Origin of the sequence: Pseudoduganella dura (assembly GCF_009727155.1) — a bacterium.
Taxonomy (GTDB): domain Bacteria; phylum Pseudomonadota; class Gammaproteobacteria; order Burkholderiales; family Burkholderiaceae_D; genus Rugamonas; species Rugamonas dura.
The window spans coordinates 5,068,618-5,089,582 of record NZ_WNWM01000002.1 but is presented as its reverse complement, the minus strand read 5'-3'; the positions used below and the strand labels follow the sequence as shown (position 1 = coordinate 5,089,582).

The following is a 20,965-nucleotide window of genomic DNA, read 5'->3' as shown; positions in this document are numbered from 1 at the left end:
GCGGCGGGCTGGGGGACGGCGGATTATGCCATGGGGTGGCTGGCCGGACCAGCCTGCTGAAGCAGCCAGACAACTTTGTAGCGAATGTATCGCCACGCAGTTCGCGTGTAGACTGCAGGCTTGCCACCGGAGGAGCCATGCAGCACCAACTCGACCGCTTCATCGCCGCCCAGGAATCCGTCTACGACGACGTGCTGCGCGAGCTGCGCGCAGGCCTCAAGACGAACCACTGGATGTGGTTCATCTTCCCCCAGCTGAAAGGACTGGGCCGCTCGGACACGGCCCGGTTCTATGGCATCGCCACGCTGGAGGAAGCACGCGCCTATGCCGCCCACCCGCTGCTGGGCGCCCGGCTGCGCGAATGCACGGCCCTCGTTAGCGGGCACGCCGGCACGCAGATCGGCGCAATCCTCGGCCAGGTCGACGCATTGAAATTCCGCTCGTCGATGACGCTGTTCCATGAAGCCACGGGTGGCGAAGTGCCGTTCACCGTGGCACTGAAGGCCTTCTATGGGGGCCTGTCCGACCTGGCCACGCTCGACCTGCTCGGCAAGCAGTAGGTGCCGCTAGGCCTTCGGCCGGCGCAGCCGCGCGGCACCGGCGACAACCGCGCATCCCAGCAGCGTCATGGCATAGGTGGCCGGCTCGGGTATCGTCATGATCTGGTAGCTGAATTGCGGTGCCAGACCACTGGCGTCGCCGAGCTGTTGAATGATCACTTCGTTGATGATGTAGGTACCGGCATTGAACTGGGCCCATTCGACGTCCGGTGTCGCCAGCAATGCTGGCTGCAGCAAGTCTGAAAATGCGAGCAGGTCCGGTGCCAGCAACATGCGCTGCTGGAACTCTCCGAAGTTTCCGCTTGCATACGGAAAGAAGTGCACCGAATAGCGCAGGTCATTCAGCGGCCCACCGTCCAGATCGGGGAAATAGTCGAGTTCCAGCCAGGCGTCTTCCTTCGACACGGTATAGCGGTTGCCGCCAACCGTCAGCTCGATGCGGAGACTGATGTCGAAGGCAAGGATGTTGGTCCGTTCGGGCTCCTGGTATACCGATGGATTGTCGAATTCGGTAACGATGTCGAGCTCGTAGGGGCCGGTTCCCACGGGTCCGGGCAGCACGAACATGCCGTCCAGGTTGAAATGTCCGGCGTGCCCGGCGGCATGCGTGGTGATGCGGTAGGCATCGGCAGAAGCCAAACTCGCCGTTGCCCATAGCACAACCGCGACGGCGGCCCTGATCGTCCTGGTTGCGTTCTCCCATTGCATGGCGGCTCCTTCCTGTTGTGTTGAACTCCTGTTCACTCACCAGTATAGGAACGCCAATACCGACCGCAATGTCAATCGCGTGAAAAGAGCTGCTCCTTGCGGTTGGCAGCCTTCACGCGCAGACCGCACGCCGGCCGAGTCCGGCGCTGCCCGAACAATCGAACGGCTTACTTCTTCGGATACCGGATCGTCATTTCCTTCAGCAGGTTGTCGGCACCGTCGACTTCCTTCATCACCCACAGCATGTAGCGCACGTCGAGGTGGATCGCGCGCGTGATGGCCGTGTCGAAGTACCAGTCCTTGGTGATCGATTCATACGTGGAATCGAAGTTCAGGCCGACCAGTTCGCCGCGCTTGTTGACGATCGCCGAACCGGAGTTGCCGCCGGTGGTGTCGGCGCTGGACAGGAAGTTCACCGGCACCGTGCCCAGCACGGAATCCCTGAACCGGCCATAGCGCTTCGCCTTCACCGCGTCGAGCAGCGCCCGCGGCGCGTTGAACGGGTCCTTGCCGGTGTGTTTCTCGACGATGCCTTCCACCGTGGTGAACGGGCCTTTCGTGATGCCGTCCTTCGGCGAGTAGGCGTCCACGGTGCCGTAGGTAACGCGCAGCGTGGAATTGGCGTCCGGGTAGACAGGCTTGCCCTGGCTTTTCTTCCAGGCGATCACCGCGCTCATGTACTGCGGAATCACCTTTTCCAGGTTGCCTTCCGATTCCTTCGAGCGCTCTTCCAGCGCCAGCGCGAAGCCGTTCAGCTTCACCGCCAGGCGCATGAACGCGTCATCCGATTTCTCCAGCGTGGCGGCATCGGCGTCCAGCAGCGCCAGGCGCGTGGCGGTGTCGCCCAGCTTGCTGTTCCGATACAGCGTCGGCACCTCGGCCACCGCCGGCAGCAGCGCATCGAGGCCCTGGGGGCGGAACGCCGCAGGCAGCTTCGCGTAACGCTGCAGGCCCCCGACGAATCGGGCCTGGTCGACGCTGCCCACGTACGACTGTTCGAGGCGGGTCAGGCGCGCCTTGATCATCGCCAGGTCGCGCTCCTGGTAGCCCGATTCGCGCTGCGCGTCCGGCTTCGTGCGTTCCAGCGCCAAGCGGTACAGCGTGCGCGCGCTCTTGAACAGGTCGGAGTTGGTGGCCACGTTCCACGCGAACGTCTGCTGTTCCAGCGCCATGTCGGCCGCGATCGCCGCGTCCAGCTCGGCCAGCATCGATGACGACACACCCGGCTGTTTCGCGTACCACGCGCGGAACTCGCCATCCTGCACGTCCTTGATGGCGGCGATATCCTTGCGCGCGAAGCCGTCCAGCAGGCCCTGCGTCTTCTTCATCCGGTTGTTGATCGACTTCACGACCGACGCGTAGCGCACTTCGTCGTTCTTGCCGGCCTTCGTCGCGGCGGCGATGGTATCGAGGTCGGCCTGGTATTCGGCCACGATCGCCGGATACGACATGTCGCGTGCGAAGCGGATCTCGGCCGGCAGCTTGTAGCGGCTGGTGCGGCCCGGGTAGCCGGCCAGCAGGATCGGATCGCCCGCCTTCAGGCCTTCGGCCGACACGACGAGGAAGTCCTTCGATTTGTAGGGCACGTTGTCCGGCGAAGGATCGGCCGGGCGGCCATCCTTGCCCACGTAGGCACGCAGGAACGAATAGTCGCCGGTGTGGCGCGGCCACTCGTAGTTGTCGATGTCGCCGCCGTAGTTGCCGACCATGTCCGCCGGCGCGTACACCAGGCGCACATCGCGGATCATCATCTGGCGGATACGGTAGTACTCCAGGCCGCGGTGGAATGCCGGCACCGAGCAGCGGACCGATTTGTCGGTCTCGCATTCGGCGATCAACGCCTTCACGCGGCTCTCGATCGCTTCGTGGCGCGCCTTGCCGCCCGTGTTTTCCAGGCCTTTCAGCACGCGCTCGGTCACGCTCTCGACCTTCTCGGTCACGTACACCAGCGCGTTCGGGCCGCCCGGCAGTTCCTCGGCGCGCGTCTTCGCCAGGAAGCCGTCGGCGATGTAGTTCTTCTCGGCGGTGGAGTTGCGCTGGATCGAGCCATAGGCGCAGTGGTGATTGGTGACGACCAGGCCGTCCGGCGACACGAACGACGCCGAGCAGCCGCCCAGCGACACGATGGCGCTCATCGGGTGCTTCGTCAGGTCGGCGATCCGTTCGGCGGGGATCTGGATGCCGATGCGCTTCAGTTCCGATTTCAGTTGCGGCAGCTGGTGGGGTTGCCACTGGCCTTCGTCACCGTGTGCGACGCCGAAGGCGGCCAGCAAAGCGGCCGGCAGTACGAGTTTTTTGAACAAGATGTGTTCCCCTGGGTTGATGAAAAGCCGGGGAAGTATAGACCAGTTGCCATACCGCGAAAATGCTTTTTGACTTGCGTTCCTTTGGCGCATCACGCTGCCGCAAACCGTTCAGGGCAAGCCGCAGCACCGCAGACAGTACGCGTTGTATGGCAAGGTGCTGCGGCGCAGCCATGGACGGTTTACGGCTGCGAACTCCGCCAGCCGCCACCCAGGGACTGGATCAGGGCAACCGCGGTGGTCTGCCGGTCCGCCTGCACCTGGATCAACGCCCGCCGCGCGGACAGCGCGGTGGCCTGCGCGCTGACGACCTCGGTGTAGTTCACCTGTCCGGCGCGATAGCGGTTTTCCATCTGCTGCTCGACCTGGTCGGCAGCCTCGGAGGCCTGGCGCCGCAGGTCCTGCTGCTGCGCCAGCGCGCGGGTGGCGGCCAGCTGGTCCTCGACGTCGGCAAACGCGTCCAGCACTGCCTGCCGGTAGCGGGCGATGGCCGCGTCGCGGGAGGCTTTGGTCTGTTCGACGCGGGCGGCGATGGCGCCGGCGTCGAAGATCGTCTGCGCGGCCGACAGGCCCAGCGACCACAGGCTGTTCGATGCGCTGAACAGGCCGCCCACCTGGCTGTTGCCGTAGCCGTACGAGGCCGACAGGTTCAGCGACGGGAAGTACGCCGCGCGGGCGATGCCGATATTTTCATTGGCGGCGGCCACGTCGCGTTCGGCGGCGGCGATGTCCGGCCGGCGTTGCAGCAGCGTCGACGGCACGCCCAGCGGCACGTCGGGCACGACGATGCGCCATGGCGCGGGCGCCAGCGCGAACTCCGATGGCGCCTTGCCCAGCAGGACCGCGATCGCGTGTTCATACACGGCGCGCTGGCGGATCACGGTCAGCAGATCGGCGCGCGCATTGAACAGCTGCGTCTGCGCCTGCAGCAGGTCGGAGCGTGCCGTCACGCCCGCGTCGACACGGTTCTGCGTGATCTGCAGCACCCGCTCGTACCCCCGGATCGTGGTGTCGAGGATCTGCTTTTCCACGTCCGCCTGGCGCAGGCCGATGTAGTTGGCCACCAGCTCGCCCTGGGCGGACAGCCGGGCCGCCGCCAGGTCCGCCGCGCTGGCCTGGGCGCTGGCCTGCGCACCCGTCACGCCGGCGCGCAGGCTGCCCCAGATATCGGGTTCCCAGCTGCCGCCGATATCCACGCGGTAGTTGTTCGATGGCCGCGTGTCGCCACCGCCGCCCGAGCGGGTGCCCGATCCGTTCAACGACACGGTCGGGAACAGCGACGCGCGCTGCTCGGCGACCACGGCGCGCGCCTGCGCATACTGCGCCGCTGCCAGCGCCACGTTCTGGTTGCTGACCTCGACCGCGGCGGCCAGCTCGTCGAGGACCGGATCGCCGAACAGCGTCCACCACGGCCCGCGCTCCAGCGCATCGGCCGGCGCGGCCGGCGTCCAGCCCTCCGCTTCCTTGAACGCGGCCGGCGATGCGGCCGCCGGCACTTCATATTTCGGGCCGACGGCGCAGCCGCACAGCGCGGCGGCCAGGGCAATGACGGAAAGGCGGGTCTTCATCGATGTCTTCATGTGGTCACGGGCTCGTCGCCCTGGGCGCGGCTCAAGTTGCGTTCTTCGGGGCTGCGCGTGCGCAGCTTGTCGAGCAGGATATAGACGACCGGCGTCGTCAGCAGCGTCAGCAGCTGGCTGGCGATCAGGCCGCCGATGATGGCGATGCCCAGCGGCTGGCGCAGCTCGGAGCCTTCGCCGAAGCCGATCGCCAGCGGTAGCGCGCCCAGCGCGGCGGCCAGCGTCGTCATCAGGATCGGGCGGAAGCGCAGCAGGCAGGCCTCGCGCACCGCGTCGATGGCGCTCAGCCCGCGGGCGCGCTCCGCTTCCAGCGCGAAGTCGATGATCAGGATCGCGTTCTTCTTGACGATGCCGATCAGCAGGAACACGCCGATCAGCGCGATGATGGAAAACTCCATCCGGAACAGCAGCAGTGCCAGCACGGCGCCCACGCCGGCCGACGGCAGCGTGGACAGCACCGTGATCGGGTGGATCAGGCTCTCGTACAGGATGCCCAGCACGATGTAGATCACCACGATCGCGGCCAGGATCAGAAGCGGCTGCTGCTTGTTCGACTCCTCCGCCTGCTTGGCCTGGCCCTGGAAGCTGCCGCGCACGTTGTTCGGCATCGCGATGTCGGCTTCGGCCTGCTTCACCGCTTCCTGCGCCTGGCTCAGCGTGTAGCCGTCGGCCAGGTTGAACGAGATCGTCGTCGCCAGTTCGCCATCCTGGTGGTTGACGGACGTGGGCGTGGCGCTTTCGGCGAACGACGCGATGCCCGACAGCGGCACCATCGCCGCCCTGGCGGTCGACAGCGCCGCGCCGGTGGACGAGTCGCGCTGGCCCTGCGCGTTGTTGGTCGAGGCGTTGGTACCGCCCGACGTGGACGCCGTATCCGTATCCGTGGCCGTCGCGGCCGCACTGCCCGGCACGTACACGTCCTTCAGCGCCTCGGGGCTCTGCGCGTATTCCGGCGCCACTTCCATCACCACCTTGTACTGGTTCAGCTCATCGTAGATGGTCGCCACCTGCCGCTGGCCGAACGCGTTGTAGAGCGCATTGGTGACATCGCGCACGCTCATGCCGAAGCGTGCCGTGGTTTCCTTGTCGATCGTGACATAGGTTTCCACGCCGTTATCCTGCTGGTCGGTATCGATATCGGCCAGCGACGGCTGGTTCTTCATCGAATCGGCCAGCTTCGTCGCCCAGTTCTTCAGGTCGGCCCGGTTGTCGCTCTTGAGCGTGTACTGGTAGGTCGAATTGCTGGAACGTCCGCCCATGCGCAGGTCCTGCACCGGATTCAGGAACAGCTGTACCCCGGTCACTTTCGCCAGTTGCGGGCGCAGCCGGTTGATGACGGCCTGGCCGGCCTCGGTGCGCTCGTCCGCCGGCTTCAGGTTGACGAACATGAAGCCGCCGCCGGCGCGCGAACCGCCGGTGAAGCCCACCACGGTATCGACCGCCGGGTCCTTGCGGATGATGTCCACCAGCTGGCGCAGCTTCTGCTGCATGGCCTGGAACGAGATGCTCTGGTCGGCGCGCATGCCGCCACTGATCTGGCCGGTATCCTGCTGCGGGAAGAAGCCCTTCGGCGCGGCGGCGAACAGGTAGACGTTCAGGGCCACCACGAACGCCAGGATCAGCATCACCAGCCATACGCTGTGCAGCGCCCAGTCCAGCGCATGCGCATAGACCCGCTGCATCCAGTTGAAGCAGGCCTCGAAAGCGCGCGAGACGCGGCCGGGCGGGCTGCGGTCCTGTTCGGACCTGAGCAGCCAGGCGCACATCATCGGCGTGGTCGTCAGCGAGATCACCAGCGAGATCATCACCGCGGCGGACAGCGTGACGGCGAACTCGCGGAACAGCCGGCCCACCTGCCCGCCCATGAACAGCAGCGGGATGAACACGGCCACCAGCGACAGGCTGATCGACAGCACTGTGAAGCCGACTTCCCTGGCGCCCAGCAGCGCCGCCTTGAAACGGTCCATGCCGCTTTCGACATGGCGCGCCGTGTTTTCCAGCACCACGATCGCGTCGTCGACCACGAAGCCGGTGGCCACCGTCAGCGCCATCAGCGACAGGTTGTTCAGCGAGAAGCCAAGCATGTACATCACGCCGAACGTGCCGAGCAGCGAGACGATGGTGGCGATGGCGGGAATGATCGTCGCCCGCACGCTGCGCAGGAAGGCGCTGACCACCAGCACCACCAGCACCACCGACAGGATCAGCGTAAACTCGACCTCGTGCAGCGACGAGCGGATCGACGTCGTGCTGTCCGACGCGACCGACACGGTGATGTCCTGCGGCAGTTGCGCGCGCAATTGCGGCAGCAGTGCGCGCACGCTGTCCACCGTCTCGATGATGTTGGCGCCGGGCTGGCGCGTGATCAGCACGATCACGGCCGGCTGGCCGTTGAACAGGCCGAGGGTGTTCTTGTTTTCCGGCCCGTCCTCGACGGTGGCCACGTCGCGCAGCCGGATCGCCGCGTTGTTGCGCCAGGCGACGACGAGATCGCGGTAGTCGGCCGCGCTGCGCCCGCCGCTTTCCGTGCCCGGCGCAGAATAGATCTGCAGCCGGCGCCCTTCGCTTTCGATGGCGCCGCGCGGGCGGTTGGCATTGGTGGCCTGGATCGCGGCGCGCACATCCTCGGTCGACACGCCGTACTGGTTCAGCGCGAACGGCAGCAGCTCGATGCGCACCGCCGGCAGCGAGCCGCCGCCGATTTCCACGTCGCCCACGCCTTTCACCTGCGCCAGCTTCTGCGACACGATGTTCGAGACGGCCTCGTAGATCTGCCCGGGCCTGCGGGTCGGCGAGGTGAGCGCCAGGATGATCACCGGCGAATCCGACGGGTTCATCTTGCGGTAGGTCGGGTTGCTCTTCAGCGTGGCCGGCAGGTCGGCGCGGGAAGCGCTGATCGCCGCCTGCACTTCGCGCGCGGCGGCATCGATCTTGCGGTTCAGGTCGAACTGCAGGTTGATCCGCGTGGAGCCGCTGGACGATTGCGACGTCATCTCGTTGATGCCGGCGATCACGCCCAGCCTGCGTTCGAGTGGCGTGGCCACGCTGCTGGCCATCGTGTCCGGGCTGGCGCCCGGCAGGCTGGCCGACACGGAAATGGCCGGGAAGTCCACCTGCGGCAGCGGCGATACCGGCAGCACGAAGAACGCGGCGATGCCGGCCAGCGCCACGCCGATCGTCAGCAGGACGGTGGCGATGGGGCGCCGGACGAACGGTTCGGACAGGTTCACGATGCCGCTCCGTCCGGTGCCTTGTCACCAGCCTTCAGGTCGGGCCTCCTGCCGAAGCGCTGGCCCAGCCGGTCGAATGCGAGATAGATCACCGGCGTGGTGTACAGCGTGAGCAGCTGGCTCACCAGCAGGCCGCCGAAGATGGCCAGGCCCAGCGGCCGGCGCAGCTCGGCGCCCTCGCCCCAGCCCAGCATCAGCGGCACGGCGGCGAACAGCGCGGCCAGCGTCGTCATCAGGATCGGCCGGAAGCGCAGCAGCGCCGCCTGGTGGATCGCTTCCTGCGGCGCGCGGCCTTCGTCGCGTTCGGCCTCGATCGCGAAGTCGATCATCATGATGGCGTTCTTCTTGACGATGCCGATCAGCAGGATGATGCCGATGATGCCGATCACGCCCAGGTCCTGCCCCGACACCATCAGCGCCAGCAGCGCGCCCACGCCGGCCGACGGCAGCGTGGACAGGATCGTCAGCGGGTGGATATAGCTCTCGTACAGCACGCCCAGCACGATGTACACGCACACTACCGCCGCCAGGATCAGCCACAGCTGGCTGGTCAGCGACGCCTGGTAGGCGCCGGCGGCGCCGAGGAACGTCATCGTCACGGAGCCCGGCAGCCCGATCTCGGCGGCGGCCTCGCGGATCGCCTCGACCGAGCGGCCCAGCGACACGCCATCGGCCGTATCGAAGCCCAGCGTCGTGGCCGGGTATTGCGCCACGTGCGTGATCTGCAGCGGCGCCGGCCGCTCGGTGATCGTGGCCACCGCCGACAGCGGCGTGGGCTTGCCGCCGCCGGTGCGGATCTGCAGGTCGCCCAGCGATTGCGGCGTCGACAGCATGCCCGGCGCCGCCTCGAGGATCACGCGGTACTGGTTCGTCTCGGTGAAGATGGTGGAAACGATACGCTGTCCGAAGGCGCTGTACAGGGCGTCGTCGATGGCCGAAGCGGTGATCGACAGCCGCGAAGCGGTGTCCCGGTCGATCTCGATGTAGGCGGCGGCGCCGGTGGCGCCCGCATCGGACACCACGTTGCGCAGCTGCGCCTTTTTCGCCATCTGCACGGCCAGCTTGTTGGCCCATTCGTTCACGGTGGCCGTGTCGGCGCCTTCGATCGCCACGCGGAACTGCGTGGGGCCGCTTTCGGCGTCGATCGTCAGGTCCTGCGTGGGCTGCAGGTAGATGCGCACGCCCGCCACCTCGGCCACGCGCTGGCGCAGCCGGTTCATCAGTTCGCCCTGGTCGCCGCGGTCTTCCTTCAGGTTGATCAGCATGCGGCCCGTGTGCAGCATCGAGTTGTTGGCCGCGTCCACGCCCACGAGGGAGCTGAGCGACTGCACTTCGGGATCCTGCAGGATCGCCTTGGCCGCCTGCTGCTGCAGCTCGGCCATGCGGGCGTATGACACCGCCTGGGCGGTCTCGATGCGGGCCTGCAGCTGGCCGGTATCCTGCGTGGGGAACAGGCCTTTCGGGATCAGCATGTACAGCACCACCGTCAGCACCAGCGTGCCGAGCGCCACGACCAGCGTCAGGCCCTGGCGCAGCAGTACCCACTGCAGCGAGCGGTCGTAGTGGTGGATCACCCGGTCGAAGAAGTGCTGCACCCGGCCGCCGAAGCTCTTCGGGTCGTCGTTCCTGTGCGACGTGAGCCAGCGCGCCGACATCATCGGCACCAGCGTCAGCGATACCACGGCCGAGATCAGGATCGTGATCGACAGCGTGACGGCGAATTCGCGGAACAGCCGGCCGACGACATCGCCCATGAACAGCAGCGGGATCAGCACGGCGATCAGCGATACCGTCAGCGAGATGATGGTGAAGCCGATCTGCTTCGCGCCCTTCAGCGCGGCCGCCATCGGCTCCTCGCCTTCCTCGATGTAGCGGGCGATGTTCTCGATCATCACGATCGCATCGTCGACGACGAAGCCGGTGGCGATCGTCAGCGCCATCAGCGACAGGTTGTTCAGGCTGTAGCCCATCAGGTACATCACGCCGCAGGTGCCGATCAGCGAGATCGGCACCGCCAGGCTGGCGATCACCGTGGCGCGCACGCTGTGCAGGAACAGGAAGATCACCAGCACCACCAGCACCACGGCCAGCAGCAGTTCGATCTGCACGTGGTGCACCGAGCCGCGGATGCCGGTGGTGCGGTCGGACAGCACGTCGACCCGCAGTGCGCTCGGCAGGCCGGCCTGCAGCTCGGGCAGGCGCTGCTTGATCGCATCCACGGTGGCGATCACGTTGGCGCCGGGCTGGCGCTGCACGTTCAGGATGATCGCCGGCTTCAGGTTGGCCCAGGCGCCCAGCTTGACGTTCTCGGCGCTGTCCACCACCCTGGCCACGTCGGTCAGCCGCACCGGCGCACCGTTTTTATACGCCACGATCAGGCTTTTATAGTCGCTGGCGGTCAGCAGCTGGTCGTTGGCGTTGATCGTGAACGCGCGCGTGGGGCCGTCGAACGATCCCTTGGCGCTGTTCGAGTTGGCGTTGCTGATCGCCGTGCGCAGCGTATCGAGGCCGAGGCCGTAGCTGGCCAGCGCCAGCGTATCGGCCTGGATCCGCACGGCCGGGCGCTGGCCGCCGGACAGGCTGACCAGGCCCACGCCGGACACCTGGCTGATCTTCAGCGCCAGCCGGGTGTTGACGATGTTCTGCACTTCGGTCAGCGGCATCGTGTCCGACGTGATCGCCAGCGTCAGCACCGGCGCGTCGGCCGGGTTGACCTTCGCGTAGACGGGCGGCGCCGGCAGGTCGGTGGGCAGCAGCGAGCCGCCCGCGTTGATCGCGGCCTGCACTTCCTGTTCGGCCACGTCGAGCGTCTGGCCCAGGCCGAACTGCAGCGTGATGATCGACACGCCGGCGGCGCTGGTGGAACTCATGCGCTGCAGGCCCGACATCTGGCCGAACTGGCGCTCCAATGGCGCCGTCACGGTCTGCGCCATCACTTCCGGGCTGGCGCCCGGATACAGTGTCTGCACCTGGATGGTCGGGAAATCGACCTGCGGCAGCGCCGACAGCGGCAGGAACTTGAAGCCCACCAGGCCCGCCAGCATGATCGCCAGCATCAGCAGCGATGTCGCCACCGGCCGGCGGATGAATGGTGCCGATGGACTCATTTTGCTGCCGCCGGCTGTTCGTTATTCCGGGCGCCTTGCTGCCCCGCCCCACTCACGCCCGGCGCGGTGCCGCTGCCGTCCGCCGCGCTCGGCGCGCTGCGGCCGCCCTCTTCCGGCATCGCGCGCTGCGGCGCTTCCTGCTGCGTGGCGCGCGGGCCGCGCATCTTCGCCGCATCGCTGCCGACGGCGCCCGGCGCCACGTCCGGCGTGCCGGCCGGCCGCTGGCTTGCCTCATCCTTGCCGTCGCCGCCCTGCCCGCCCTGGCGGCCGGCCTGCCGCTGGCCGCCCTGCCGCGGCTTGTCCCCCGGCAGCGTGACCTGCGCGCCCTCCTTCAGCCGGTCGGCACCCTCGGTGATCACCTTCTCGCCCACCTGCAGGCCGCTGGCGACCTGCACCTTGTCGACGGTGGCCTGGCCCCGTTTCACCGGGCGCATCGTCACGGTGCGGTCGCTCTTGAGCACCCACACGTAGTCGCCGTCCGTGCCGTGGCGCAGCGCCGTCACCGGCACCAGCACCGCGTTGGCGATCGTGCGCATTTCCAGCCGCACGTTGACGAACTGGCTGGGGAACAGCGTCATCCTGTCGTTGTCGAAGCGCGCCTTGGCCATCACGGTGCCGGTCGAGGTGTCGACCTGGTTGTCCAGCGCGGCGAAGCGGCCGCTGGCCAGCACGTCGGTGCGGGTGCGGTCGTACGCCTGCGCCACCAGCGTGGCGCCGGTCGCGGCGCGGCTCATGATGTCCGGCACGCGGTCCTGCGGCACGGCGAATTCCACGTCGATCGGCGACTGCTGCGTGATCACGGCGATGCCGCCGGTATCGCTGCCCGAGACGAGGTTGCCGACGTCGACGACGCGCAGGCCCACGCGGCCGGTGATCGGCGCCACCACTTTCGTGTAACCGAGATTGAGCCTTGCCGTCCCCTCGGCGGCGCGGTCCGTCATCACGGTGCCTTCCAGTTGCTTGACCAGCGCGGCCTGGGTGTCGACATCCTGGCGCGCGATCGAATCCTGCGACAGCAGCGTGCGATAACGTTCCAGTGTCAGGCGGGCGTTTTCCAGCTGCGCCTCGTCGCGCTGGCGCTGGCCGGTGGCCTGCATCAGCGCCATCTCGAACTGGCGCGGGTCGATCTGCGCCAGCACCTGGCCCGCTTTCACCAGCTGGCCTTCCTTGAACAGCACCTTTTGCAGGATACCCGACACCTGCGGCCGCACCGTGGTGGTCGCGGCGGCGGTCACGGTGCCCAGCGCATCGAGCGTGACGGGCAGGTTGGCCTGTTCGGCCGTCGCCACGCCGACCGTGGTCGCCATGCCGCCGCGGCGGCCGCCCGGCCCGCCCGGCCCACCCGGTCCGCCGGGGCCGCCCGGTCCGCCCATGCCGGGCCCGCCGGCGCCTTCCGTGGCCGGCCGGTGCGTGAGATACCAGGCCAGCCAGCCCATGGCGACGATGGCGAGAATGGCAATGATGGTTCCGAGAATGCGGGTACGGCGGCGGGGTTTGTTCGGGGAAGTCGCGGGCGCTGCTGGCGAGGTCATTGCTGATCCTTGTGGCTGTTCAGTAGAGTAACTATGCTTATCAAATCGACTCTATCACAGCGCTTTGGCCGCCTTGTTTCGGTTTGCTTACATTTACACCGCGAAACAGTGGGATACGAAGGATCGCACCGGCCTGCGCCGGTGCAGAGGCTGAACTGACGGGGCTCCCGGGGCGCGGGGCTGGCGACGATGCCGTTACAAACTGGCTACAAATCTCCTTTCCTCCGCGACTCTGTGTGCTGAAACCGACAGATGGCACCAGCCGTGTCATCGAATGGCTGACAACGCCGGACAACTGGCCTAGAGTTACCAAAAGTAACAGCATGTTTTCGATCAGCCAAGTCAACCGGGAGCTGTGTATGCCTGCGCCACTCGCCAGCCTGGAGATCACCGGGAAGAAACCCACTTCGGAGGAATCGGGCAGCCGGCGCCTGCTGCGCCTCGATTCGCGTATCCGCAACCAGTTCGACCTGATCACCTCGCGTACCGGCTGGCTGCTGACCTCGCACGCATTCCTGTTCACGGCGGTGGCCGCCACCCTGAACGGCATGGTCGGCACGGCATCCGCATCGCAGATGACGATGCGCGCGGCGATTCTGTTGCTGCTGCCGGTCATCGGCGCCGTCAGCAGCTTCCTGGTCCAGCGGTCGGTGACGGCCGCTTATGCGATCGTCGAGGACGTCAAGAAAGCACGCGATGCGCTTCTCGACTACATGTGCCAGATGTACGGCTATGAATGCACCAACAGCAGGATGTTCGCAAATGCCCACTTCACCTGGGGCGACCTGCCGCCGAAGGTATTCCCCGTGATGATGCTGATCGTGTGGTCATTCCTGTTCATTCTGGCATGCACGATCGTGTTCAATGATTTCCGGATCATCCTGCGAATGTAGCCCTGCTGCAGGGCTTGCCGTTGCGCTTACGCCGGCGCAAGGAGGCGGAGGTAATTCTGCGGCGCTGCGCCCGCCATTACGGCGTTGGTGAAGGCGGAGCCGAACATCGTCAGCGCCTGCTGGTTGGCGCCGACGATGTCGGAAAACGAGCGCTGCCCGACCTCGGCGGCGTTCCGCGCCAGCGCCGCGGCGCACTCCTGCGAGGCATTGACGAGCGCCCGCGCCGTGTGTTCCTGGACGATGCGAAACGAGCTTAACCATATTTCCTGGGTGCTCGACTGGAAGGAATTCGAATACGCATTGCCGAGCTGGGCCATGATATTCAGGAAATCCGCGCCCTTGCCGACTGGCGCTGATGCGGGAAACATAGTCGCGGGAAACGTAGTCATTACAGCTCCTCGTCTGGTTGGTCTGGGTTGTGCAACGCAATATCAGCTTAGGCTCGGGGTTGCGGGACGGTCAAGAACATTCAAGCGTGCGCGGTTACGTGCACGACGGCAGCCGCCGCGCCGCGTGTCGGCGCGGCACCACGCCGGTGGCATCGGGAAGTTCCAAGTCGAACTAAATGTTGCGTTTGGGCATTTATCATGATAGCGTAACAGTCTCGCTCCCAGCCGGCCTCGAACCTGCCCGCCTTCCGTGCCATGGCACATGAGCTTCCGGCCCCGCCCGTGCCGCCTTTCGTCACACGACCATTTCCAACATGTTGAGCGATGCCCTCCGGGTGGCGCGTTCACGTCACGAGGCAGCAACCGCATGAATCGCGAACACAGCTCAAGCAATGAACCGGTCATCCACCTGGTCTGGTCCGCCAACGCCGAGGGCCTCTGCGAGCCGGCCGTCGAGCGGTCCGCCGGACTGCTGCCGGACATGGCCGGCATGCCGCTGGCGGCATGGGTCATGCAGGTGGCGGGCGAGAACGGCACCGCGCTGGCGCAGGAGATCGGCAATGCATTGTCGGCGCAGCGGCCATTCGACCTCGAACTCGACATCGCCTGCGGTAACGGCCAGCGGCGCCAGGCGCTGATGACCGGGCTGCCCCGCCCCGGCGGCACGGGATTCACGGGGGCGCTGGTCGATGTCACCGCGCACCGGCAGGCGCTGGACCAGACGCAGCGCAGCGCGGCAACGCTGCGGCTCATGGTCGACAACGCGACCGACCTGATTGCCTTCTGCGGCATGGACGGCCGGTATATCGACATCTCGTCCTCGTTCACGCGGACATTGGGGTGGACCGCCGCCCAATTGATCGGCCAGCCCGCGATTACCTTCGTGCATCCGGACGACCATGCAAACTGCAATGCGGAACTGACGCGGATCTTCAGTGGCGAACCACGTCCGGACGCCATGGAGCTGCGAAAACGCAGGATCGACGGCGGCCATGTCACGCTGGGGTCGAAGACCAGCATGGTCATCGACCCCGTCAGCGGCGAGTGCCTCGGCGCCGTCTTCGTCTCGCGCGACATCACGCGTGAAAAGGAAATGCTGCATCGCCTGGAACGGATGGCCGAACAGAACCGCACCCTGCTGGAAAGCATCGACGACGGCTTCTTCTCCGTCAATGAGAACTGGGAAATCGTTTATGCCAACACGCGCGCCGCGGCGTTCGTGGGCGTCGACCGCGACGAAGCGATCGGCAAGGTGGTGTGGGACGTGGCCGCCGGCCTGGCGGAATCGACCATCGGCGAGCACCTGCGCGCCGCGATGGCGAGCCGGGCGAGCACCAGTTTCGAGGCGTTCTACGATCCGGTCGGCGTGTGGGTCACCGAACGGATCTACGCGCACGAGGATGGCCTGTCGGTGTTTTTCCACGATATCTCGGAGCGGGTCGCCCGCGAGAAGCACATTCGCGAGAGCGAGCGGCGCTTCCGCGAAACGATCGGCATCACGCCGGCCGGCTACGTGCTGGTGAACGGCGACGGCATCGTGGAAGACGTCAACCCGGCGCTGTGCCAGCTTTCCGGCCATGCGCGGGAAGACCTGGTCGGCGCCCCGGTGGCAACGATCCTGGCCGATGGCGAAGCCAGCAATGCCCTGAATATCCGGCTGCCCGGCCGGCATGTGCATGCGCTCGAGACGGTGCTGGTGCACCGGCTCGGCCACCGCGTGTATGCGCTCGTGAACCAGACTATCGAACTGGACGCCGCCGGCCGGCCATGCTCCCTGACGGCCTTCATTACCGACATCACCGACCGCAAGCATGCCGAGGCCCGGCTCGAGGAACTGGCCACGCGCGATTCGCTGACGGGCTTGCCGAACCGCGCGTGGATCAACCGCCGGGTGGGCGACATGCTGGGCCAGCCGCGCAACGAGACCTATACGACGGTATTCTTCATCGACCTGAACCGCTTCAAGGAAGTCAACGATTCGATGGGGCACGCTACCGGCGACCGGCTGCTGCAGCAGGTGGGCCAGCGCCTGCAGGCATGCATGCGGCCCGGCGACGTGGTGGCCCGGCTCGGCGGCGACGAATTCGTCGTGGCGGCAAGCTGCACCGGCCGGGATGCCGCCTCCACCATCGCGGAGCGCCTGCTCGGCGCGCTCAAGACACCGTTCCATGCCGACGGCCTGGAAATGCGCGTGGGCGCCTCGATCGGCATCAGCCTGGCCAAGCCGGGCGCGGCGTCGACCGAGCTGCTGTTCCAGCATGCCGACACGGCGATGTACCAGGCCAAGGCGCTGGGCAATGGCTCGTTCCAGTTCTTCGAGCCGGAGATGTGCATCGCGGCGACGCGGCGCCTGCGGCTGGAAGCGTCGCTGCACCGGGCACTGGAACAGGGCCAGTTCGAGGTGCACTACCAGCCGCGCGTCGACCTGCGATCGATGCAGCTGCGCGGCGTGGAAGCGCTGCTGCGCTGGAACCACCCTGAATTCGGCCGCGTGCCGCCGCTGGAATTCATCCCGCTGGCCGAGGAGCGCGGCCATATCTGCGCCATCGGCCAATGGGTGCTCGGCGCCGCCTGCCGCGACGTGCAGCGCCTGAACGAGAGGTTCGGGCTGGCGCTGCACGTCTCCGTCAACGTTTCGGCACGCCAGTTGCGCTCGCCCGGCCTGGTGGCGCAGGTCGGCCAGGCGCTCGGGGCATCCGGCATGCCGCCGGCCGCGCTGGAACTGGAGCTGACGGAAAGCGCGCTGATCGAGGATCTCGACCAGTCGGTGGCGGTGCTGCGCGGCCTGAAGGCGCTGGGCGTCAGGCTGTCGATCGACGATTTCGGCACCGGTTATTCCAGCCTGTCGTACCTGAAGCGGTTTCCGATCGACGTGCTCAAGCTCGACCGCTCCTTCATCACCGAGAACCCGGCCAGCGATGGTTTCGTGCGGGCGCTGATCGACATGGCGCACGTGCTCGACCTTTCAGTGGTGGCGGAAGGCATCGAAAGCGCCGCCGCGATGGCCGCGCTGCGCGATGCCTCGTGCGACGAGGGCCAGGGATACCTGTTCGCACGGCCGATGCCCTTGCGGGAGCTGGAAGACTTCGTGGCGCACGAAGGGGGGCGGCCCGGGGCCTGTTCCGGGTAAGCCGGTCGCCGCGGGATCAGAACCCCGCGCACACGATGTGCGCCATTGCGCCGCAGCGGACCGGCGGCGTGCGCCGACCCGCGTGCGGGTATTGTCATGCCCTTACTCCGGCACCCCGCACATGCAGTGCGTGAGCGCCATGAACGGCCTCTTCTGCGCCGTCATCTCGTTCAGCCAGTTCAGCTCCCTGGCCACATGCCCGGCCACGCCGGCAGGGATGCCGGCCGGGGCCAGTACCGAGCCCACCTGCTTCGCCACGGCGGCATCGATCATGTCGCTGACGGCCAGCGCGTTGGGGGCGCCGAAGAAGTTCAGCACCTTGTCGAAGCGGGTGGTTTCGCGTTCGATGTAGACGATGCGCGGCTGGCCGCCGAGCTTGGCGCGGCGGGCGGCGGAGCGCACCGCGTCGTTGAAGCTGCCCAGCGTGTCGACCAGGCCGCGTTCCTGCGCCTGCGCGCCGGTCCATACCCGGCCCTGCGCCACGGCGTCGATCTTTTCCGGCGTGCTCTTGCGGGCCTGCGCGGCCTTCGTCGTGAACTCCGAGTACACATGGTTGATCGACGCCTGCAGCAACTGGCCGAAGCGCGGGTCCATCGGGCGGGTCGGGTTGCCGGCATCGCCCAGCCACGTGGTGGGCTGGCCACCGCTGTGGATGCCCAGCTTGTCCATCACCTTGTCGACGGTGGGGAACAGCGCGAACACGCCGATCGAACCGGTGATGGTCGACGCGTCGGCGATCACTTCATCGGACGACATCGAGATCCAGTAGCCGCCCGATGCCGCCAGGTTGCCCATCGAGACGACGACCGGCTTGCCGGCGGCGCGGGTCAGCTCGAGTTCGCGGCGGATCAGCTCGGAGCCGAATGCGCTGCCGCCCGGCGAATCGACACGCAGCACGATGGCTTTCACGCTGTCGTCCTCGCGCGCCATGCGGATCAGGTTCGACGTCGACAGGCCGCCGATGGAACCGGGCGCGGCGATGCCGTCGCCGATTTCGCCGACCGCCATCACCACGCCGATCGCATCGCCGGTCAATTGCGGGCCCAGGCGCGCGAGGTATTCGTCGTAGCCGACCTGGCGGAACGATTTGCCCTCCAGGTCGGGCGCGCCGAGGCCGGTGATCAGCGTGCGGATCTCGTCGCGCGTCTTCAGGCCGTCCACCAGTTTCACCCCCAGCGCCAGCTTGGCGAGGTTGCCGCCGTTGGCCTCCACCAGCGCGGGCAGGTTCTCGATGCCGCGCGCGATGGTGCCCGAGGGCAGCTTGCGGGCTTTTTCCACATCCTCCAGGTAACGGCTCCACAGGTCGTTGTTCAGGTAGGCTTCCGCCTCCATCGCGGCCGGCGACGGGCCGTTGGCCACCAGCGGCTCGGCCGCGCTCTTGAAATTGCCCACTTTCAGCAGGTTGACGGTCACGCCCAGCTTGTCGAGCGCGTCGCGATAATAGGTGCGGTACTTGCCGTAGCCGTCCAGGATCACGGTGCCCATCGGGTGAAGATAGACTTCATTGGCATGCGCGGCGACCTGGTACTGGCTCTGGTTGTAGTTCGAACCCCACGCCACGACCCGCTTGCCGGTGGCGCGGAAGCGGTCGAGGGCCGCGGCGATCTCGCGCTGCATGGCCGGGCCGCCGCCTTCCATCTCGTCCACCAGCACCACCACGCCGGCGATCTTCTCGTCGCGGGCGGCACTGTCGAGTACGCGCAAGATGTCGCGCAGCTGGATATAGCGGCGCACGTTGTCGTCGCCGATGTTGGCCAGCGCGGCCAGCCTGGCGCCGCCCGGCGCCTGCTCGACCAGCTGGCCGTTCAGGTTCAGCACCAGCATCGTCTTGTCGCCCAGCGGCTTGACGCCACCGCCGAAGATCGCATACAGCAGCGCGACGACGATCGCCAGGAAAATCAGGTTCACCACGGCGCGGCGGCTGGCATCGATGAAGCGCCACACGCGGCCAATGCCGCCACGCACGGTCGAAAATACGGATCGGGACACAGGTAACTCCGGGTAATGTTGATAATTCAATCTTGAACCGTGACTGTATCAGTTTGCGCCCGCCAGCGCGCCACGTCTTCCGGGTGAGGAAACCAGCCACAGCCCGGCGAATACGAACAGGCCGTTCACGACCAGCAATTCCAGCCCCAGTTTATAACTGCCGAAGAACACGTGTTGCCAGTGCTCCAGCAGCGCGCACAGCACCGGCCCGGCAATGACGACGGCGGGCACCCAGCGGTCCCGCACGGCGCGGCGCGTGAGCAGGCCGAAGCCGAACAGGCCCAGCAGCGGGCCGTACGTGTAGCCGGCCAGCTTCAGGATCACGCCGATCATGCTGGCGCTGTCGATCCATTTGAACACCATGACCAGTACCAGGAACAGCGCGCAGAACCCCAGGTGCACGCGGTGGCGCCAGCGCACCGACGTTTTTTCGTCCAGCCCATGGCCCTGCCGGCGCTGCATTCCCAGCAGGTCGATGCAGAACGACGAGGTGAGCGCCGTGAGCGCGCCATCGGCGCTGGGAAACAGCGCCGAAACCAGCGCCACGAAGAAGATCAGCTGCATCGCCGCCGGCAGGTGCTCCATCACGATCGTGGGGAACAGCCTGTCGCCGGCGGCCGTCACGCCCGCCTGCGCCGCGTACAGGTGCAGCAGGCCGCCGAGGAACAGGAACAGGCCCAGCACGATCACCAGGATGAACGTCAGCAGCAGCATGTTCTTCTGCGCCCCGTCGACCGTCCTGACCGAGATATTCTTCTGCATCATCTCCTGGTCCATGCCCGTCATAGCGATGGTGATGAAGGCGCCGGCCACGATCTGCTTCCACAGGTAGCCCGGGCTGTCGACGTTGAAATCGAAAACACGGGCCAGGCCGGCCGACTGCATCTGCGCCAGGCTGCCGCTCACGGACAGGTCCATCGTGTGCAGCAGGAACCACACGCAGGTGACGAGGCCGGCCAGCATGCCGGTGGTCTGCAGGGTATCGGTCCAGACGATCGTCTTCACGCCGCCCTCGTACGTGTACAGCAGGATCATCAGCAGGATCACGGCATTCGTGGCCCAGAACGGCACGCCGAGGCGGTCCAGGATCGTGGCCTGCAGGATGTTGACGACCAGGTACAGGCGCGCGGTGGCGCCCAGCGTGCGCGACACGATGAAGAACGCCGCGCCGCTCCGGGAAGCGCGCCGCCCCAGCCGCACGTCGAGGTAGTGGTAGATCGAGGTGAGCCGGAGCCGGTAATACACCGGCAGCAGCACGAAGGCCACGACCAGGTAGCCGATCACGTAGCCGATGGTGATCTGCAGGTAGCCGAAGCCGTCGCGCCCCACGGCGCCGGGCACGCTGATGAAGGTGACACCGGACAGCGTGGTGCCGACCATGCCGAACGCGACCAGCGCCCAGTTCGAGCTCTTGTTACCGATGAAGAAACTGGCGTTGTCGGCGTTGCGGGAGGTGGCCCATGCCACGGCCAGCAACAGGGCGAAATACGCGAAGATGACGAAAAACAGGAAAGCCGGGGACATACGGAGCGCATTGTAAAGTT

The 20,965-nt window shown here is 66.7% G+C and carries 12 protein-coding genes; 3 read left to right on the top strand and 9 right to left on the bottom strand.

Annotation, left to right across the window (positions count from 1 at the left end):
• The first annotated feature begins 137 nt into the window (after positions 1 to 137).
• Complete coding sequence (locus GJV26_RS22275; protein WP_155710893.1) at positions 138 to 560, top strand: DUF1810 domain-containing protein; 423 nt, start codon at positions 138 to 140, stop codon at positions 558 to 560.
• 6 nt (positions 561 to 566) lie between these two features.
• Here the strand turns inward: GJV26_RS22275 and GJV26_RS22270 are convergent, their stop codons facing one another.
• The 6 genes from GJV26_RS22270 to GJV26_RS22245 form a co-directional block, all read right to left on the bottom strand.
• Positions 567 to 1,268 carry a PEP-CTERM sorting domain-containing protein gene (locus GJV26_RS22270; RefSeq protein WP_155710892.1) on the bottom strand — a complete coding sequence of 234 codons (702 nt, stop codon included), beginning with the start codon at positions 1,266 to 1,268 and terminating at the stop codon, positions 567 to 569.
• Between the two features lie 167 nt (positions 1,269 to 1,435).
• The gene (locus tag GJV26_RS22265) at positions 1,436 to 3,571 is read right to left on the bottom strand and encodes a S46 family peptidase (protein WP_229419388.1); all 2,136 of its coding nucleotides are present in this window, start codon (positions 3,569 to 3,571) and stop codon (positions 1,436 to 1,438) included.
• Positions 3,572 to 3,753: 182 nt separating this feature from the next.
• Positions 3,754 to 5,139 carry an efflux transporter outer membrane subunit gene (locus GJV26_RS22260; protein WP_229419387.1) on the bottom strand — a complete coding sequence of 462 codons (1,386 nt, stop codon included), beginning with the start codon at positions 5,137 to 5,139 and terminating at the stop codon, positions 3,754 to 3,756.
• 8 nt (positions 5,140 to 5,147) lie between these two features.
• Entirely contained in the window at positions 5,148 to 8,381 is a 3,234-nt protein-coding gene (locus GJV26_RS22255) for an efflux RND transporter permease subunit (RefSeq protein ID WP_189442294.1), read from the bottom strand.
• The gene (locus tag GJV26_RS22250) at positions 8,378 to 11,488 is read right to left on the bottom strand and encodes an efflux RND transporter permease subunit (RefSeq protein WP_155710889.1); all 3,111 of its coding nucleotides are present in this window, start codon (positions 11,486 to 11,488) and stop codon (positions 8,378 to 8,380) included. Before GJV26_RS22250 ends, GJV26_RS22255 begins: the two co-directional genes overlap by 4 nt.
• Positions 11,485 to 13,020, bottom strand: coding sequence for an efflux RND transporter periplasmic adaptor subunit (locus GJV26_RS22245; protein ID WP_155710888.1), 1,536 nt, complete (start codon positions 13,018 to 13,020; stop codon positions 11,485 to 11,487). Before GJV26_RS22245 ends, GJV26_RS22250 begins: the two co-directional genes overlap by 4 nt.
• Before the next feature lie 359 nt (positions 13,021 to 13,379).
• On the opposite strand from GJV26_RS22245, the gene GJV26_RS22240 reads away from it, so the two are divergent.
• Positions 13,380 to 13,913, top strand: coding sequence for a hypothetical protein (locus GJV26_RS22240; RefSeq protein ID WP_155710887.1), 534 nt, complete (start codon positions 13,380 to 13,382; stop codon positions 13,911 to 13,913).
• A gap of 26 nt (positions 13,914 to 13,939) precedes the next feature.
• Here GJV26_RS22240 and GJV26_RS22235 read toward each other — a convergent pair whose 3' ends face one another.
• Positions 13,940 to 14,302 carry a hypothetical protein gene (locus tag GJV26_RS22235; RefSeq protein WP_155710886.1) on the bottom strand — a complete coding sequence of 121 codons (363 nt, stop codon included), beginning with the start codon at positions 14,300 to 14,302 and terminating at the stop codon, positions 13,940 to 13,942.
• Positions 14,303 to 14,669: 367 nt separating this feature from the next.
• Between GJV26_RS22235 and GJV26_RS22230 the strand changes: the two genes are divergently transcribed.
• Positions 14,670 to 17,432 carry a sensor domain-containing protein gene (locus tag GJV26_RS22230; RefSeq protein WP_173346245.1) on the top strand — a complete coding sequence of 921 codons (2,763 nt, stop codon included), beginning with the start codon at positions 14,670 to 14,672 and terminating at the stop codon, positions 17,430 to 17,432.
• A 102-nt stretch (positions 17,433 to 17,534) separates the two neighbouring features.
• On the opposite strand, the gene sppA is transcribed toward GJV26_RS22230, so the two are convergent.
• Both sppA and GJV26_RS22220 read right to left on the bottom strand, forming a co-directional pair.
• A complete protein-coding gene (gene sppA / locus GJV26_RS22225; protein ID WP_189442292.1) occupies positions 17,535 to 19,421 on the bottom strand; it encodes a signal peptide peptidase SppA in 1,887 nt (628 codons plus the stop codon).
• A 48-nt stretch (positions 19,422 to 19,469) separates the two neighbouring features.
• On the bottom strand, positions 19,470 to 20,945 hold the full coding sequence (locus GJV26_RS22220) for a sodium:solute symporter (protein WP_155710883.1): 1,476 nt from the start codon (positions 20,943 to 20,945) through the stop codon (positions 19,470 to 19,472).
• Between the last annotated feature and the right edge of the window lie 20 nt (positions 20,946 to 20,965).

Bases quoted from the DNA above. Each gene is read 5' to 3' on its own strand.
- GJV26_RS22275 (WP_155710893.1), top strand. From the start codon at position 138: ATGCAGCACCAACTCGACCGCTTCATCGCCGCCCAGGAATCCGTCTAC.
- GJV26_RS22270 (WP_155710892.1), bottom strand. From the start codon at position 1,268: ATGCAATGGGAGAACGCAACCAGGACGATCAGGGCCGCCGTCGCGGTT.
- GJV26_RS22260 (WP_229419387.1), bottom strand. From the start codon at position 5,139: ATGAAGACCCGCCTTTCCGTCATTGCCCTGGCCGCCGCGCTGTGCGGC.
- GJV26_RS22250 (WP_155710889.1), bottom strand. From the start codon at position 11,488: ATGAGTCCATCGGCACCATTCATCCGCCGGCCGGTGGCGACATCGCTG.
- GJV26_RS22245 (WP_155710888.1), bottom strand. From the start codon at position 13,020: ATGACCTCGCCAGCAGCGCCCGCGACTTCCCCGAACAAACCCCGCCGC.
- GJV26_RS22240 (WP_155710887.1), top strand. From the start codon at position 13,380: ATGCCTGCGCCACTCGCCAGCCTGGAGATCACCGGGAAGAAACCCACT.
- GJV26_RS22235 (WP_155710886.1), bottom strand. From the start codon at position 14,302: ATGACTACGTTTCCCGCGACTATGTTTCCCGCATCAGCGCCAGTCGGC.
- GJV26_RS22230 (WP_173346245.1), top strand. From the start codon at position 14,670: ATGAATCGCGAACACAGCTCAAGCAATGAACCGGTCATCCACCTGGTC.
- GJV26_RS22220 (WP_155710883.1), bottom strand. From the start codon at position 20,945: ATGTCCCCGGCTTTCCTGTTTTTCGTCATCTTCGCGTATTTCGCCCTG.